The 16798-nt window shown below is 75.3% G+C and carries 16 protein-coding genes; 7 read left to right on the top strand and 9 right to left on the bottom strand.

Features of this window, described 5'->3' with window-relative positions; translation table 11 throughout:
• Positions 1-48: 48 nt before the first annotated feature.
• Positions 49-906 carry a hypothetical protein gene (locus tag NXY84_RS02355; protein ID WP_258725573.1) on the bottom strand — a complete coding sequence of 286 codons (858 nt, stop codon included), beginning with the start codon at positions 904-906 and terminating at the stop codon, positions 49-51.
• A gap of 143 nt (positions 907-1049) precedes the next feature.
• Here NXY84_RS02355 and NXY84_RS02350 point away from each other — a divergent pair, with 143 nt between their 5' ends.
• A complete protein-coding gene (locus tag NXY84_RS02350; protein ID WP_258725572.1) occupies positions 1050-1370 on the top strand; it encodes an ArsR/SmtB family transcription factor in 321 nt (106 codons plus the stop codon).
• A gap of 2 nt (positions 1371-1372) precedes the next feature.
• Positions 1373-1888, top strand: a complete 516-nt coding sequence (locus NXY84_RS02345; protein WP_258725571.1) for an SRPBCC family protein — start codon at positions 1373-1375, stop codon at positions 1886-1888.
• A 73-nt stretch (positions 1889-1961) separates the two neighbouring features.
• On the opposite strand, the gene NXY84_RS02340 is transcribed toward NXY84_RS02345, so the two are convergent.
• Positions 1962-4361, bottom strand: coding sequence for a glycoside hydrolase family 3 N-terminal domain-containing protein (locus NXY84_RS02340; protein WP_258725570.1), 2400 nt, complete (start codon positions 4359-4361; stop codon positions 1962-1964).
• 286 nt (positions 4362-4647) lie between these two features.
• Between NXY84_RS02340 and NXY84_RS02335 the strand changes: the two genes are divergently transcribed.
• The 3 genes from NXY84_RS02335 to NXY84_RS02325 all read left to right on the top strand — a co-directional run bounded on the left by NXY84_RS02335 (position 4648) and on the right by NXY84_RS02325 (position 6595).
• Positions 4648-5682, top strand: a complete 1035-nt coding sequence (locus NXY84_RS02335) for a LacI family DNA-binding transcriptional regulator (RefSeq protein WP_258725569.1) — start codon at positions 4648-4650, stop codon at positions 5680-5682.
• A 168-nt stretch (positions 5683-5850) separates the two neighbouring features.
• On the top strand, positions 5851-6135 hold the full coding sequence (locus NXY84_RS02330; protein WP_258725568.1) for a DUF4235 domain-containing protein: 285 nt from the start codon (positions 5851-5853) through the stop codon (positions 6133-6135).
• Positions 6136-6154: 19 nt separating this feature from the next.
• Entirely contained in the window at positions 6155-6595 is a 441-nt protein-coding gene (locus NXY84_RS02325; protein ID WP_258725567.1) for a hypothetical protein, read from the top strand.
• A 98-nt stretch (positions 6596-6693) separates the two neighbouring features.
• Here NXY84_RS02325 and mnhG read toward each other — a convergent pair whose 3' ends face one another.
• Genes mnhG through NXY84_RS02295 form a run of 6 tightly spaced genes read right to left on the bottom strand, consistent with a single transcriptional unit; the run spans position 6694 to position 13453 of the window.
• Positions 6694-7200 (bottom strand): monovalent cation/H(+) antiporter subunit G, encoded by a 507-nt coding sequence (gene mnhG / locus NXY84_RS02320; protein ID WP_309485047.1) that lies wholly within the window; start codon positions 7198-7200, stop codon positions 6694-6696.
• Positions 7197-7571 (bottom strand): monovalent cation/H+ antiporter complex subunit F, encoded by a 375-nt coding sequence (locus NXY84_RS02315; protein WP_258725566.1) that lies wholly within the window; start codon positions 7569-7571, stop codon positions 7197-7199. Before NXY84_RS02315 ends, mnhG begins: the two co-directional genes overlap by 4 nt.
• A complete protein-coding gene (locus NXY84_RS02310) occupies positions 7568-8173 on the bottom strand; it encodes a Na+/H+ antiporter subunit E (RefSeq protein ID WP_258725565.1) in 606 nt (201 codons plus the stop codon). The genes NXY84_RS02315 and NXY84_RS02310 overlap by 4 nt, the downstream gene beginning before the upstream one ends.
• On the bottom strand, positions 8170-9816 hold the full coding sequence (locus tag NXY84_RS02305) for a Na+/H+ antiporter subunit D (RefSeq protein WP_258725564.1): 1647 nt from the start codon (positions 9814-9816) through the stop codon (positions 8170-8172). Before NXY84_RS02305 ends, NXY84_RS02310 begins: the two co-directional genes overlap by 4 nt.
• A complete protein-coding gene (locus tag NXY84_RS02300) occupies positions 9813-10319 on the bottom strand; it encodes a Na(+)/H(+) antiporter subunit C (RefSeq protein WP_258725563.1) in 507 nt (168 codons plus the stop codon). Before NXY84_RS02300 ends, NXY84_RS02305 begins: the two co-directional genes overlap by 4 nt.
• Positions 10319-13453 (bottom strand): Na+/H+ antiporter subunit A, encoded by a 3135-nt coding sequence (locus NXY84_RS02295; protein ID WP_258725562.1) that lies wholly within the window; start codon positions 13451-13453, stop codon positions 10319-10321. The genes NXY84_RS02300 and NXY84_RS02295 overlap by 1 nt, the downstream gene beginning before the upstream one ends.
• 237 nt (positions 13454-13690) lie before the next feature.
• On the opposite strand from NXY84_RS02295, the gene NXY84_RS02290 reads away from it, so the two are divergent.
• Entirely contained in the window at positions 13691-14482 is a 792-nt protein-coding gene (locus NXY84_RS02290; protein ID WP_258725561.1) for an aminoglycoside 3'-phosphotransferase, read from the top strand.
• A 118-nt stretch (positions 14483-14600) separates the two neighbouring features.
• Entirely contained in the window at positions 14601-15365 is a 765-nt protein-coding gene (locus NXY84_RS02285; RefSeq protein WP_258725560.1) for a phosphotransferase, read from the top strand.
• A gap of 147 nt (positions 15366-15512) precedes the next feature.
• Here the strand turns inward: NXY84_RS02285 and NXY84_RS02280 are convergent, their stop codons facing one another.
• Positions 15513-16538, bottom strand: coding sequence for a LacI family DNA-binding transcriptional regulator (locus NXY84_RS02280; RefSeq protein WP_258727097.1), 1026 nt, complete (start codon positions 16536-16538; stop codon positions 15513-15515).
• Positions 16539-16798: the final 260 nt, after the last annotated feature.

Genomic DNA, 16798 nt, shown 5'->3' with positions numbered 1-16798 from the left:
CACTCTCAGCGCCGGGACCCGGGCCGCCCGGGGGCCGGTGGTGGCCGGTCACGGGCGGGTGGGCCGAGGCGCTCCCCTGTCGTTCAGCGCGACCCTAACACCCAGCCGGACGGCGACCACGGTGACCGTGAGGGACAGCGGGAACCCGAGCCAGCTCCACACCGCGGGCACGTGCTCACCGGCGACGACGACACCCGAGACGGTGGTGGCGACGACGAGGACGGCCGCGACCGCGCCCGGTTCGACGGCGCGCAGGTGGCCCCCGCGCCGACGGGCCCGCGCCGCGCGCGCGACCCGCAGGCCGGCGACGCCTGCGGCCACGGCGGCGAGGAGCGCGGCGGTCGCCAGCCCGTCCCGGAGCGCGTCGTCGGCGAGGTGGCGCACGTCCTCCGCGAGCATCACGCGGGTCGGGTCGTCGGGGTCGTGCAGCACGACCATCGTCGCCGCGTCCTCGTCGGCCCGGTCGGTCCCCGAGCCGACGGCGTTCGCGACGACCGTCGCGCCGCCCGCCTCGAACGTCACAGCGAGCCGGCCGCCCGGCTCCTCGGCGGGCCGCACCGCGATCCGCTGGACCTGGGCGCGGACGCCGGTCGCGGCCAGGTCGCGGGCGACGTCGCGCGGACCGAGGTCGGCGACCGTGAGGACGAGCGCGCCGAGGCAGAGCCCGAGCGCGGCGAGCCCGACGCTCGCGACCGCGCGGTCCCACCACGCGGTGCGCCGCTCGGCGCGGGAGAGCGGCCGCCAGTCGGCGTCGTCGGGGCGGCGGGGCTCGTCGGGCCAGTCGAGGGCGCCGGGCGCGTCGCGCACGGCACGGCGCTCGGGCGCCCGGGACGCCTCACCGGCGGCGGGCGGGTCAGGCGCGACGGGGCCGTCGTCGAGGTCGGGCGGGGTGGTCCGAGTCGTCACGCGTCACGTTGTACCGCACGCCCGAGGCCCGTCGGCCGCCGTGTGGGCGAGGTCACCCGGCACACCCCGACCACCGGCCCGAGTTCACCCGGATCGAGGCCGGGCGTTGACGCCGCGCATCCGTCAGCCGTAACTTACCGTTCGTGACGACTTACGGAGGTGTGCTCGACGCCCTCGCCGATCCCACGCGGCGCGGCGTGTTCGAGCTCGTCGCGGAGCGGCCGCACGCCGTCGGCGAGCTCGCCGCCCGCCTGCCGGTGAGCCGTCCCGCCGTCTCGCAGCACCTGCGCGTGCTCAAGGACGCCGGCCTCGTCACCGACACCGCCGTCGGGACCCAGCGCGTCTACCGGCTGGACACCCGCGGCCTCGCGGCGCTGCGCACGTACCTGGACCGGTTCTGGGACGACCAGCTCGCCGCCTTCGCCCGTGCCGTCGAGCACGACCCCGCCGCACCCGAGGAGTGACCATGAGCACCGAGGAGCAGGTCAGCACCAGCACCAGCAGCTCGAGCACCACCGAGCCGATCGTCCGCACCCTCACCGTCGCCGCGCCGCCCGAGCGCGCGTTCGACGTGTTCACCGCGGGCATGGCGCGCTGGTGGAAGGCCGACTACCACCTGGGCGAGCAGCCCCTCGTCGACGTCGTCGTCGAGCCGCGCGAGGGCGGCCGCTGGTTCGAGCGCGACGCCGCCGGCACCGAGTGCGAGTGGGGTCACGTGATCGCCTGGGAGCCGCCCGGGCGCGTGGTCCTGGCCTGGCAGGTCGGCGCGGACTGGGCCTTCGACGCCTCGCTCGTCACCGAGATCGAGGTCCGGTTCACGCCCGAGACGGGGCCCGACGGTGCCGCGGCGACGCGCGTCGACTTCGAGCACCGCGGCCTCGACGCCTACGGGGACCAGGCGTCCGAGATGCGCGCGTCGCTCGGGGCACCCGACGGCTGGGCCGGGCTGCTCGACGGCTTCGCCACCGCGATCACGGGCTGACCGCGCCGGACGCACGTCGGCCCAGGACCCGTCGCGCGGGTCCCGGGCCGACGCGGACGTCCCGCCCCGGGCCTCAGACCTCGCCGAACGCCACCGTCGCGTGCAGCTCGCGCGTGTGGTCGACGGCGCGCTCGGCGCCCGTGAGCGTCACGGTCGCGGTCAGGCGGGTGTCGGCGCTGGACGCCCCGAGCCGGACCTCGAGCTCACCGGGCTCGACGACCCGGCGGCCGTCGCGCCCGGTGTAGGCGGCGACGTCGGCGGGGACGCGCACGTGCACGCGCGTCTCCTCCCCCGCAGCGAGCACCACGCGCCCGTACCCGACGAGCCGCTGGACCGGGCGGACCACCGTCGCGACGGGGTCGTGCAGGTAGACCTGGACGACCTCGGTGCCGGTCCGCGGCCCGTCGTTGCGCAGCGTGAACGCGAGCGTCGCGGCGCCGTCGGTGGGGACGTCGGGGCGGTCGAGCTCGACGTCCGACCACGCGAACGACGTGTAGGTCAGGCCGTGGCCGAACGCGAACGCCGCGGTCGGGTCGAGGTTCGAGACCCCGTTCTGCCGGCCGAGCGGCGGCGCGAGGTACGTCGTCGGCTGCAGGTGCTCCGAGGCCGGGACGCTCAGCGGGAGCCGCCCCTGCGGCTCGACGGCACCGGAGATCACGCGCGCGATCGCGGGCGTGCCCTCCTCACCGGCGAAGAACGCCTGCACGATCCCGGCGGCGGAGCCGGTCGCGCCGCCCAGCGCGTACGGGCGGCCCGAGAGCACCACGACGACGACCGGGGTGCCCGTGGCGAGCAGCGCGTCGACGAGGTCCTGCTGCACGCCGGGCAGCCGCAGGGTCTCGGCGTCGCAGCCCTCGCCGCTCGTGCCGCGCCCGAACAGCCCGGCGCGGTCGCCTACCGCCACGACGACGACGTCGGACGCCATGGCGAGCGCGACCGCCTCGTCGAAGCCCGACGCGTCGTCCGTGTCGATGTCGCAGCCGCGCGCGACCGACACCTCGGCGCCGGTCAGCTCCGCGCGCAGCGACTCCGCGAGGGTCGGCAGCGCGATGCCGTGCGGGAGCTCGGGGTGGTGCGTGCCGACGTGCGCCGGGAACGAGTAGCAGCCGAGCACGGCCATCGGGTCCTCGGCCGTGGGGCCGACGACGGCGACCTTGCGCACGTCCGGCCCGAGCGGGAGCGTGCCGTCGTTGCGCAGCAGCACGACCGCCTCCTCGGCGAGCGCGCGGGCGATCTCCCGGTTGCCCTCGGGGTCCAGGTCGACGGTGCCGCGCAGCGCCTCGGTGTCGGTCAGGTCGCGCCCGCGCAGCACCTCGGGCACCGGGTCCCAGTCGGCGTCGAGCAGTCCCAGCTCGATCTTCTGCGCGAGCACGCGGCGGAGCGCCCGGTCGACGAGCGCCTCGTCGACCTCGCCCTTCTCGAGCGCGGTCAGCAGCGGCTCGCCGAACGTCTTGACGGTCGGCAGCTCGACGTCGACGCCCGCCTCGAGCGCGAGCGCCGCGGAGTGCGCCCACGTGCCGGCGACGCCGTGCAGCAGCTTGAGGAACGCGACGCCGAAGTAGTCGGCGACGACCGTGCCGGTGAAGCCCCACGCGTCGCGCAGCAGGCGGGTGAGCAGCTCGGGGTCGGCGTGGGACGCGACGCCGTCGGTGTCGGTGTAGGCGGCCATCACCGAGCGGACGCCGCCCTCGCGCACGGCCATCTCGAACGGCGGGAGCACGACGTCGGCGCGCTCGCGGGCACCCATCGACACGGGCGCGTGGTTGCGGCCCGCGCGCGACGCGGAGTACCCGGCGAAGTGCTTGAGCGTCGCGACGATCCCGGCGCGCTCGAGGCCCTGCACGTACGCGGTCGTGATCGTGCCCACGAGGTACGGGTCCTCGCCCACGGTCTCCTCGACCCGGCCCCAGCGCGCGTCGCGCACGACGTCGAGCACCGGCGCGAGGCCCTGGTGGATGCCGACCGAGCGCATGTCGCGCCCGATCGCGTCGGCCATGCGGCGCACGAGGTCGGGGTCGAACGTCGCGCCCCACGAGACGGGCACGGGGTACGCCGTCGCACCCCACGCCGCGAAGCCGGCGAGGCACTCCTCGTGCGCGACGGCGGGGATCCCGAACCGGTTCGACGAGCGGATGCGCTCCTGGGTGCGCAGCAGCGACAGCGCACCCAGCGCGGGGTCGACCGGCGCCGTGCCGAACGGCCGCGTGAGCTGGCCGAGCCCGTCGGGCAGGAGCGCGTCGAGGTCGACACCTTCCTCCATGTCGTGCTGGTGCGGGGCGACCTCACCGCCCTCGGCGGACGCGCCGACCCACACGCCGACCAGCTGGGCGACCTTCTCGCGGGGCGTCATCTCGCGGACGAGCGCCTCCACACGGTCCGCGGTCGCCGCCGACGCGTCGGCCCACACGGGCACCTCCGCGTGCGGGGGTGTGGCCGTGGACGTGCGGGTCCCGCTCTCGTGCTTCGTGTGCATGACGCTACTTTCCGCCGGTGCGCGGGGCCTGTGCCCGGGCGCGACCGACCCCTGCGGAGCGAGCAGTTCGTGACGTCCGACAGTACGACGCGGGAGCGTCGAACCGCTTCCGCATCACAGGGGAAGCAGCGGGAGAGGCCCGGCGTCGGCCGTCGAACGTTTCGAGACTCGCGCCGAAACTTGCCAGACCTTCCGGAGCGTAACCAGCGCCTCGGAACAGCGTCAAGGATCGGTCCGCGCTCGAAAGTTCCCGTTCGTGGAGCGGCCGGGCCGCTACCCTGGGCCCATGAGCATCGACGCCCGGGCCGACCGCGTGACCCTGGCGGCCGTCGCGGCCGAGGCCCGCGTCTCCATCTCCACCGTCTCGAAGGTCCTCAACGGCCGTGCGGACGTCTCCGAGGCCACCCGCGAGCGCGTCGAGGGCCTGCTCGGGCGGCACGGCTACCGGCGCCGCACCAGCCCGTCGAGCGCCGCCCCGCTCATCGAGCTCGTCTTCCACGAGCTCGACACCATCTGGGCGATGGAGCTCATCCGCGGCGTCGAGGACGTCGCGCGCGAGAGCTCCGCGAGCGTCGTGCTCACCGAGAGCGGCACCCGCCACGCGCCCGGACCCGAGTGGCTCGAGGGCGTGCTGCAGCGCCGCCCGCTCGGCGTCGTGCTCGTGTTCTCGACGCTCCCCGCAGCCGTGAAGGACCAGCTGCGCTCGCGCGCGATCCCCTTCGCCGTCGTCGACCCGGCCGGCGACCCCGACCCCGACGTCCCCTCGGTCGGCTCCGCGAACTGGTCGGGCGGCCTCGCCGCGACGCGCCACCTGCTCGAGCTCGGCCACCGCCGCATCGCGATGATCACCGGGCCCGAGGACATGATGTGCTCGCTCGCGCGCCTCGACGGCTACCGCTCGGCCATGAGCAACGCGGGCCACGGCGTCGACCCGACGCTCGTGCGCTTCGGGGACTTCCACGTCCAGGGCGGACACGACATCGCGACCGAGCTGCTCGCGCTGCCCGCCGACCGCCGGCCCACCGCGATCTTCGCCGGCAGCGACCTGCAGGCGCTCGGCGTCCTCGAGGCCGCCCGGCGCCTGGGGCTGCGCGTCCCGGAGGACCTCTCGGTGGTCGGCTACGACGACGTCGCGGTCGCGCGCTGGTCCAGCCCGGCCCTCACGACCGTGCACCAGCCGCTGCGCCACATGGCCCAGGAGGCCGCGCGCCTCGTCCTGCGGGCCCGCGAGGGCGCCTCGGTGAGCACCCGCATGGACCTCGCGACGAGCCTCGTGGTGCGCGACAGCACCGCGCGCCTCGTCGACCCCGCGCAGGACTGACCGGCTCGGCGCGAGGCCGCCGCAACCCCTCCCAGCGCTCCTGCCGTCCTGGCTTTCCCGGCGCTCCGGACGCCGCCCACCTGCGCCGACGCGTCCTCAGCGCAGGACGCGGGCACGCCCCCGCGTTAGCCTGGCAGCCACCCTCAGCCGCCCTCCAGGAGGACCCCCGTGGCCAGCAAGAAGACGAAGTCGACCGTCGCGACGATCACCGGCGGCGCGTCCGCGCTCGCCGCCACGTGGGTCGCGCACAAGGCGGTCAACACGGCGTGGAAGGCGGTCGCCGGGCACGAGCCGCCGAGCGCCGACGACGAGGGCGACGCGCGCTTCGCCGAGGTCGCGATCGCGGCGGTCATCACCGGTGCCGTCGTGGCGCTCGTGCGGGTGCTCGCGACACGCGGGACCGCGAAGTTCGCGAACCGGGTCGACGAGGGCCGTCTGTCGGTGCGCGGCTGAGCCGTGGCACGCTGTCGCCATGGCCGTCCTGAGTGAGCTCTTCGCCTCCGACCACGCCCGTGCCCTGGCGCACGCGACCGCGCTCGACAGCGGGTCCGACCCGCAGGACGCGCCGCGTCTCGAGCTGACCGAGATCTCGCCGCTCGACCTCGAGGTGCTCGGGGAGATCGCGTGCGACGTCGTGCACTTCGGGACCGGCGACCTCGAGTGCCAGGAGGTCGACCTCGACTACGACAACCTCGTCGAGCTGCCCCCGTTCCTCATCGAGGTGCTGCTCGAGCTCGCGACGCACGAGGACCCGGACGCGATCGGTGAGGTCGCCGAGCGCTGGGCCGGGAGCGAGGAGCTCGCGACCACGCCCGAGAACGCGCTCTCGGTGCTCACGGACGTGCTGGCGCTGGTCAAGGTCGCGGACCGCGAGGACCTCAGCCTGTACCTCTGGACCGAGCCGGTCGGCTGACCGGGCGGCTCGCCCGACCGGGCGGCTCGCCCGACCGGACCCCGCGGCTGACCCGGCCGACCCGGCTCCGGCCCCCGCCCCGCCCCGCTCCGACCCGGCTAGCGCTCGCCGTCCCGCTCCGCCCGGTGCGGCTCCATCCCGTACAGCTCGGGCTCGCCGCCGTGCGGCTCGCGGCTGCGCGGGTCCACGTTGTCGGGCACCGTCGCCGCGCTCAGCGCGCCCTGGGCGACGGCGGCGTCCCGCGACGCGGTCGCGTCGGCCTGGTCGCGCGTGAGCTCGTCGACGACGAGCAGGTCGGTGCGGACCTTCCCGGTGCGGTAGCCTGCGCGGCCCACCATGTGCGCGGCGACCGGCGCCGTCAGCATCTGGAACAGCACCACGAGGACGAGCGCCCACACCGCGCCGCCCGAGCGGAGCCGCAGCGCGAGGCCGACGAGCACGAGCACGAGCCCGAGCGTCTGCGGCTTGGTGCCGGCGTGCATCCGCGAGAGCAGGTCGGGGAACCGCACGATCCCGACGCCGGCCGCGAACGCGAGGAACGCCCCCGCGAGCATGCACACCGACGCGACGACGTCCGCGACCGTGCCCCACGTCTCCCCGGTCATCGGGCCTCCCCCACGTCGCGCCGCTGTCCCCGGGTGTCGGCCCCCTCGAGCCGGCGCCGCTCGGACTCCTCGGCGGCGATCTCCTCGCGCGTGCGCACGCGGCCCTCGCCGGGCGGCTCGACCGACGCGAAGCGCGCGACGGTCACCGAGCCGACGAACCCGACGAGCGAGAGCACCACGAGGATCGGCACGATGTCGGTGCGCCGCTCGAGGCTCGCGTAGAGCGCACCGCCCGCGATCATGATCGTCAGCACGATGTCGAGCGCGACGGTCCGGTCGAGGATCGACGGCCCGCGCTCAGCCCGGACGACCGCGAGGACCGCCCCGGTCAGGAGCAGCACCGCGCAGACCGCGACCACGACGTCGTTCATGCGCGCACCTCCGTGCTGGTCGTCCGGTCCGGCCCCGGAGCGGTACCGCCGCGGAGCCCGCCGCGCGTCGACAGCCCCGCCTCCGCGAGCTCCTCGTCCGACGCGAACGCGCGCAGCACGCGCGCCTCCTGGTCGAGGACGACCTGCCGCGCCGCCTCGATGCCGCCCGACTGCTCGACGTCGAGCACGTGCAGGTAGAGCACCCCGGTCACGCGGTGCGCCTCGACCACGAGCGACCCGGGAACGAGCGAGCACAGCTCGGCGGTCATCGTGAGGTAGAGGTCGGAGTGGCTGCGCAGCTGCACGCCGATGACGGCGCCGCGCGGCACGTGCCGGGGCCGCAGCGCGACCATGCTCACCTCGAACGACGCTCGGACGAGGTCGAGCAGGAACCGCCCGACGAGGTGCGCGAGCCCGAGCGGGCGCAGCCGGCCGTGGAAGTCGATGGGCGTCATCCGCAGCCCGTGCGTCACGAGGTACCCGAGCAGGAGCCCGACGAGCACGTTCGCGACCGACAGGTCGCCCCAGAGCAGCACCCAGACTGCCGTGAGCCACAGCGTCGTGCCCCACTGGGCACGCACCGACCAGCGCCCCGCGCTCACGGCCGGGCCCCGTCCGTCGTCGCACCCGCGCGCGCGGCGCCGGACGCGTCGTCACCCGCGTGCGCGCCGCCCGACGCGTCGCCGTCGTGCTCCGCGCCGCCGTCGTCCTCCGCGACCTCCGCCGACTCGCCCTGCCCGCGCTCGCCGTCGGGCAGCACCGACGCGATGTAGATCGAGCGGTCCTGGAGCGTCTGCGCGGCGCGCTGGGTGTAGCCGTAGAGCGGCCCGGCGGCGACCGTCAGCAGCAGGCCGAACGCGACGAGCGCGGCCGTCGGGCCGATCATGCCGAGCGGCAGCGGGGTGCGCGGCGGCTCGACCGGGGGCGTCTGCCAGAACGCCTTGTTCCATGCCTTGACCAGCGCGTACAGGGTCAGCAGCGACACGACGACGCCGCCGACGACGAGGGTGAGCGCGAGCGGCGTGCCGACCTGGACGCCCGCCTGCAGGAGCCCGACCTTGCCGAGGAACCCGGACAGGGGCGGGATGCCGCCGAGGTTCATCGCGGGGACGAAGAACAGCAGCGCGAGCACCGGGGTGAGCTTGGCGAGGCCGCCGAGCCGGTCGAGCGACGTCGAGCCGCCGTGGCGCTCGATGAGCCCGACGACGAGGAAGAGCGCGGTCTGCACCGTGATGTGGTGCGCGACGTAGTAGATCGAGGCGCTCCACCCGGCCTGCGTCGCGAGCGCGATCCCGAAGATCATGTAGCCGATGTGGCTCACGAGCGTGAACGAGAGCAGACGCTTGATGTCGTCCTGCGCGACGGCACCGAGGACCCCGACGACCATCGTCGCGAGCGCGGCCCACAGGAGGACGTCGTCGGCGCGGCCCTCCGGGAACAGCAGGGTCTGCGTGCGGATGATCGCGTACACGCCGACCTTGGTCAGCAGGCCCGCGAACACCGCGGTGACGGGCGCCGGGGCGGTCGGGTACGAGTCGGGCAGCCACGCCGAGAGCGGGAAGATGGCCGCCTTGATGCCGAACGCGAGCAGCAGCATGATCTGCAGCAGCAGCCGCACGTCCGGGTCGATCTCGGGGAGCCGCACCGCGAGCTGCGCGAGGTTGACCGTCCCCGTCGCCGCGTAGACGAGCGCGATCGCGACGAGGAACAGCACCGACGAGAGCAGCGCGACGACCACGTAGATGCTGCCCGCGCGGATCCGCTCGCCGGTCCCGCCCAGCGTCAGCAGCACGTAGCTCGCCGCGAGCAGGATCTCGAAGCCGACGTAGATGTTGAACAGGTCCCCGGACAGGAACGCGTTCGCGACGCCCGCGGTCATGATGAGGTACGTCGGGTGGTAGATCGAGACCGGCGCCGCCTCGTCGCCGTCCGCCTCGCCCTCCGCGAGCGAGTACAGCAGGACGCACAGGGTCACGGCGCTCGACACCGTGAGCATGAGCGCCGAGAGCCGGTCCGCGACGAGGTCGATGCCGACGGGCGCGGCCCAGCCCCCGACGTCGATCACGAGCGGCCCGGAGTCGGCGAGCACGAGCAGCGCGACGGACACGGCGAGCACGAGCGAGAGGACGACGACGCTGATCAGCCGCTGCGCGCGGGGCCGGCGGTACAGCGCGAGCGCGAGGCCCGCGCCGAACAGCGGCAGGACGACCGGCAGCGGGACCAGCCAGGTCGGGTCGCCGGTCACGGGACCTCCACCGGGGTGGTCCGCTCGGAGGGCGCGTCGTCGGTCTCGTCGCGCGTCTCCGCGGCCTCCTCGTCGAGCGTCGAGCGGGTGTCCTCGGTGTCGGCGTCGGTCGTGGCGCGCTCGTCGCGCGCCGCGAGCCGGGCGATGCGGCGGTCCTCGACGTCGTCCTGGACCTCGTCGTGGCGGTGCAGCTGCCACGAGCGGTACGCCATCGCGAGCAGGAACGCCGTCATCGCCAGGGTGATGACGATCGCCGTCAGGGCCATCGCCTGAGGCAGCGGGTCGCTCATCTCCGAGGGCTCCGCGCTCCCGACGAGCGGCGGCCGCCCCGCGGCGCCGCCCGCGACGAGGAACAGCAGGTTCGCGGCGTTGCCGATCAGGATCACGCCGATGAGCACGCGCGAGAGGCTGCGCTCGAGCAGCAGGTACACGCCGACCGTGACGAGCGCCGCGATGACGACGACCAGCGTGACGTTCGGGCTCATGTCCGGGTTCAGGGGCATCAGCGGTGCACCTCCAGGTCGCCGTGCGCGGTGCGGACGAGGCCGTCGGCGTCGGCCGTGCCCTGCGCGCCGGCCCCGAACACCGAGCCGCCGGCGGGGGCGTCGCGCGCGTGGTCCTCCGAGCCGCCGGTGTGCTCCCCGGCCTCGGCCTGGCGGTCGATCTCGGCACCGAGCGTGCGCAGGATGTCGAGCACGAGCCCGACGACGACGAGGTACACGCCGACGTCGAAGAACAGGGACGTCACGAGGTGGATCGTGCCGATGACCGGCACGTGGATGTCGATGATCCAGGACTGCAGCACCGACCCACCCGCGAGCAGCGCGACGAGCCCGACGCCGGCGGACAGGAACAGCCCGCTGCCGAGCAGGAGGCCGGGCTGCACCGGCGCGGCCTCGCCGAGCTCGTAGCGGCCGCCCGCGAGGTAGCGCACGACCAGCGCGATGCCGGTCACGAGCCCCGCCGCGAACCCGCCGCCGGGCGCGTTGTGCCCCGAGAACAGCAGGTACGCCGAGTACACGATCATCGTGTGGAACAGCAGGCGCGTGACGACCTCGAAGACCACCGAGCGCCGGCGCGGCGCGAGCGTGCGGCCCGCCCGCAGCCACTCCTTGGACCGCTCGCCCGTGCGACGCACCCCGTGGGCGAGCCCCGGGTAGGAGCCCGCCGTCACCGGCGGGAGCGGCGCGTGCGCGGGCTGGCGGAGGGCCGCCGCGGGGTCGTGCCCGCCGATGGCCCACACCTGCCGGCCCGCCTTGGCCTCGTCCGCCCGGAAGATCGCGCCCGAGCGCCGCTGCAGGAACACGAGCGACGCGACACCGGTCGCCGCGACGAGGAGCACCGAGATCTCGCCCATCGTGTCCCACGCGCGCACGTCGACGAGCGTGACGTTGACGATGTTCTTGCCGCCGCCGAACTCGTACGCCTCGGCCGCGAACAGGTCGGAGACGGGCACGTGCACCCGGGCGCCCGGGACCACGAGCGCGAGCCCGCCGACCGTCAGGCCCGCCGCGAGGCCGATCACGAGGCGCACCCAGCGGCTCGCGGCGAGCGGGCGGTCCGAGAAGTACGCGGGCAGGCGGCGCAGCACGAGCACGAAGACGACGAGCGTCACGGTCTCGGTGAGCACCTGGGTCAGCGCGAGGTCGGGTGCGCCGTGCAGCAGGAACAGCCCCGCGACCCCGTACCCGCTGATGCCGAGCAGGATCACGGCCTTGAGGCGGCGGCGGGCGCGCGCGGTGAGGATCGCGGAGACGACGACGAGGGCGCCGAACAGCACCTGCGCGGGGTGGTCCCACGCGCGGACGTCGTCCGGCAGCGACGCGACGGTCAGCATCGCGCCGCCCACGGCGACGACGAACACGAGCAGGATCCCGCCGAGGTACACCGGCAGCGAGCCACGCTGGGTGAGGGCGGTGACGTCGGCCGCGAGGTCGTCGAGCTTGCGCATGAGACGCCGGTAGAGGTGGTCGGCCTCCGGCACCGGGGGCACCGCCGCCTGGAGCCGCTCGACCGGGCCGCGCAGCGCGAACAGCGCGACCCCGGCCGCCACGACGCCGAGCGTGGTGAGGAGCGTCGGCGTGACGCCCGCCCACAGCACGAGGTGGCCGGGCTCGCCGGCGAACTGGTCCGCGTACGGGGACAGCAGGTGCTCCCCGAGGCCCGGCAGCACCGCGGCGGCGAGCCCGAGGACGGCGAGGACGAGGGACGGGTAGACGAGGACGAGCGACGGGCGCGTGATCGTCGCGGGCACGGCGGGCTCGTCGCGGTCCGGGGGCGTCGGGCTGCCCGCGGGCGCCGCGGTCCCCGAGTCGTGCACCGGCGGGTGCGCGACCGACGACTTCGTCGCGAACGCGCCCCAGAAGAACCGCAGCCCGTACGCGACCGTCAGCGCCGAGCCGACGACGACCGCCCAGAAGACGACCTGGCCCGCGATGCCGCCGTCGTGGTGCGCGATGGCCTCGAGGGCGGCCTCCTTCGCGACGTACCCGGCGAACGGCGGGAGCCCGATCATCGACGCCGTCGCCAGGCCGCCCGCGAGCGCCGTCACGGGCAGCGCCCGTCCGACCCCGGAGAGCCGGCGCAGGTCCCGGGTGCCGGTCGCGGCGTCGACCACGCCGACGACGAGGAACAGCGCGGCCTTGAACATCGCGTGGGCGCCGAGCATCGCGAGCCCCGCGAGCGCCGTGGCGCGCGTCCCGAACCCGACGAGCACCACGAGCAGGCCGAGCTGGCTGACCGTCCCGAACGCGAGCACGAGCTTGAGGTCGTGCTGGCGCAGCGCCCGGTAGCCGCCGACGAGCAGGCTGCCGCAGCCGAGCGTCAGCACGACGACCTGCCACGCGGTCAGGTCGGAGTACGCGGGCGCGAAGCGCGCGATGAGGTAGATGCCGGCCTTGACCATCGCGGCGGCGTGCAGGTACGCGCTGACCGGCGTCGGCGCGGCCATCGCGGCGGGCAGCCAGAAGTGCAGCGGGATCATCGCGGACTTCGTCGCCGCGCCGACGAGGAGGCAGACGACCCCGGCCGTCACGGCCGTGCCCTGCGGCGGGTCGGCCAGCACCGCGGAGAGGCGGTAGGTCCCCGCGGCCTCGCCGAGCAAAATGACGCCGACGAGCATCGTCAGGCCGCCCGCGGTCGTGATCACGATGGCCTGCATCGCCGCGCGCCGGGACGCCTTGCGGTCGTTGTAGTGCCCGATCAGCAGGTACGAGAAGACGGTCGTGAGCTCCCAGAACACGAACACGAGGAGCAGGTCGTCGGCCGTGACGAGCCCGAGCATCGCGCCCGCGAACGCGGTGAGCACCGCGCTGAACCGGCCGAGGCCGGTGGCCCGCGGGGAGAAGTACGCCGAGCAGTAGACCAGCACGAGCGCACCGACGCCGCCGACGAGCAGCGTCATGAGCCACCCGAGCGTGTCGAGCCGGAACGCCAGCTCGAGGCCGAGCTGCGGGATCCACGGGAGGACCTCGACGGGCCCGTCCCCGGCCTGCACCGCGGCGGTCTGCGTGAGCGCCCACACCGCCGCCGACGACGGCGCGAGGGCCAGCACCCCGAACGCCTTGCGACCCATCCACCGGACGAGCAGGGGCGCGACGACGGCTGCGGCGAGATGGACAGCGAGCAGCAGCAGCACGTCCGGCTCCGTCCTGTTGAGGGGCGGGTGGTCGGTCCGGCACGCCCGACGACGTGCGCCGGAACCGGTGTGTGGTGTTGTCAGCGGATCGGTCGAGCACGCGCGCGGCGCGGGAGGCCAGCAGCGGTGCGCTCACGGGTGGGTGAGGCAAGTCTACCAAGTGGACGGTCCCGACCCGCGGGCGGGAGCCCCGCGACTCCCCGGGCACTCGCGCGCGGCCGTGGCACGCTGGGCGCCGTGATCGCCTCCTTCCCGGTCGACGACGTCGCCGTCCCGCCCGTCGTCGCCGACCTCGCCGGGGCCGACGCCGTGCGCGCGGTCTGGCGCAACGAGCTCGGCGGGCTGACGTTCGAGCTCACGGGCGAGCGTGAGCGGCGCTTCGTGAAGTGGCTGCCCGCGGGTGCGCCCGCCGACCTGTCCGCAGAGGCCGTCAGGCTCGCGTGGGCGGCGCCGTTCACGCCGGTCCCGCGGGTGCTCGACGCGGGGTCCGACGCGGACGGCTCCTGGCTCGTGACAGCCGCGCTCGACGCGACCAGCGCCGTCGACCCGCGGTGGGCCGCCCGGCCCGAGGTCGCGGTCCGGGCGCTCGGCGCGGGGCTCCGCGCGCTGCACGACCGGCTGCCCGTCGACGGCTGCCCGTTCGCGTGGGACGTGCGCGACCGCCTGACCCGCGCCCTGACCAGCGGCCGTGACGACCCCGCGACCTGGCACCCCGACCACGCCCACCTCACGGTCGCGGAGGCGGCGGCGCGCCTCGCAGACGTCCCGCCGGTCGACCGGCTCGTCGTGTGCCACGGCGACGCGTGCGCCCCGAACACGCTGCTCGACGCGGACGGCCGGTTCGCCGCGCACGTCGACCTCGGGACGCTCGGCGTCGCCGACCGCTGGGCCGACCTCGCCGTGGCCACGTGGAGCACGCACTGGAACTACGGCCCCGGGCTCGACGGCGTGCTGCTCGACGCGTACGGCGTCGACCCCGACCCCGAGCGCACGGCGTACTACCGGCTGCTGTGGGACCTCACGCCCTGACGGCGTGACGAGCGCCGGCGCGGGTGGCGCCGACCCGCGCGCGGCCCGGCGCGGCCCGGCGCGGCCCGACCCGGGAAACGCGTCGACCGCGGACCCCTCGGAGGCCTACGGTCCGCAGGTGAGCAGCCTCCCGCCGGTGTCCGACGAGCCGCCCGGACCGCTGCTCGCCCGCGGCCGCGAGGCCACGGTGCACGAGCTCGGCCCCGGACGCGTGCTGCGCCGGTACGACGACGCACGCGACGTGACGGCCGAGGTCACGGTCATGCGGCACGTCGCCCGGCACGGCGTGCGCGTCCCGCACGTGCACGGCCTGCACCTCGACGCGCGCGGGCGCCCGACCGGGATGGTGCTCGAGCGGCTCGACGGCCCGACCCTCGTCGAGGCCGCGCTCGTCGGTGACGTCGAGCCTGCCGAGGCCGGCCGGACCCTCGCCCGCCTGCACGCGGACCTGCACCGCGTCCCCGTCGACGGCCTGCCGGCCGACCTCGGCCCGCCCGCGCGCGAGCCCGGCCACGTCGTCGTGCACCTCGACCTGCACCCCGCGAACGTCATGCTCGTGGCCGGCGAGCCCGTGGTCATCGACTGGGCGATCGCGCGCACCGGCCCGGCGACCCTCGACACCGCGATGACGGCGCTCGCGATCGCGTGCGCGGTCGTCGAGGGCATCCCGGCCGACGCGGGCGACGTGGCGCGGCTCGACGTCCCCCCGTGGTTCGTCACGACCGTGCTCGACGCCTACCTCGCGGCCCTCCCCGAGCCGCCGACGACGTCGCTCGACCGCGCGGTGGCGGTCCGCGACTCGTTCGGGGCGCACTCCCCCGGGGTCGTGCAGGCGGGCGCCGAGGTCGTCCGGCTCGCGCTCGACGCGATCGCGCGGCGCTGACGGGCACCGCGCAGTCTTCGACCCGCGGTCCGTCGCACCTGCCCTGCCCCCACGGAGAACCCGTACGATCCGCCACCTCGCAACAGGTCGCCAGTGCCGTCGACCCGCTGCCGACAACGATGACGTGCCCCCCGGGAGCGTCGCCGCTCAGACCGTGCGCGGCGCCGTGCTCTCGCGCTCGACGAGCCGCATGCCCGCGACGTGCAGCACGGGCGCGTCCCGCTCGGCGCGCGGGTCGAGGCGCTCGTGGACCCGGCGGCGGAGCAGGTCGACCGCGACCCGGGCGATCTCCCGGCGGCCCGGGTCCACGGTGGTCAGCGTCGGGACCGAGAACAGCGCGTCGCCGATGTCGTCGAACCCGACGACCCCGACGTCGTGCGGGATCGCGAGGCCGCGCACCTGCAGCTCGTACATCGCACCGATCGCGAGCGCGTCGTTGAACGCGACGACCCCGTCCACCCCCGCGCCCGAGTCGAGGACGTCGGCCATCGCCCGCGCCCCCTCGGCCCGGTGCCAGCCGGCGTCCGCCCAGCCGAGCAGCCGCGTGTCGACCTCGACCCCGCGCGCCTCGAGCGCCTCGCGGTACCCGCGGAACCGCAGGGCCGACGAGCCGGCGGTCTCGGCGTGCAGCATGCCGATCACGGCGATCCGGCGCCGGCCGGCGTCCAGGAGCAGGTCCGTCGCCGCACGCGCACCCTCGACGTTGCGCATCGTGACGTGGTCGACGTGCGGGGAGAACATCTGCTCGCCGAGCAGCACGAGCGGGTAGCCGAGGTCCTGGAGCAGGCGCTCGTCGGCCTGGACGAGCGCGGCGGGGCTGAAGATGAGCCCGTCGATCAGCCCGCGACGCGGCTCGCGGAGCGCTGCGAGCTCGCCCTCGCGCGTGAAGCCCGTCGGCTGGATGAGCACCTGGAGGTCGTGCTCCCGGGCGGCGGCGAGGATCTCGTCGGCGAGCTCGCCGAAGTACGGCTGACCGAGCTCCGGCACGGCGAGGCCGACGACGCCGCTGCGGCCCGAGCGGAAGATGCGCGCGGTCACGTTGATCTCGTAGCCGAGCTCGTCGACGGCGGCGAGCACGCGCGCCCGGGTCGTGTCACGGATGTACGGGTAGCCGCTCAGGACGTTCGAGACGGTCTTGACGGACACGCCGGCCTGGCGCGCGACGTCGGCCATCGTCGCCACAGCGCCTCCCCGTCGGACCTTGCGCCCTCGGCCCCCGACACCCCGGGAGCGGGGGTCCGGCCGGTCGCAAATCTACCGGAGACGACCTGCTCCGACCTGCACGGATGCCGCCGTTCACGCACGGCGCTGGCTGGAACCGCTTCCGGTCGATCGGCTCCGTCGCGGCCGGCCGAGGACGCTCGTACCTCGACGCGGCCACCGGTTGCCCGCGTGAGAATCGTTTCATATCGCCCGGAACCGCTTCGATCTCC

Source organism: Cellulomonas sp. NS3, from assembly GCF_024757985.1.
Taxonomy (GTDB): domain Bacteria; phylum Actinomycetota; class Actinomycetes; order Actinomycetales; family Cellulomonadaceae; genus Cellulomonas_A.
Note: the sequence above shows the minus strand (reverse complement) of the source record. Positions and strands in the feature narration are given on the sequence as shown.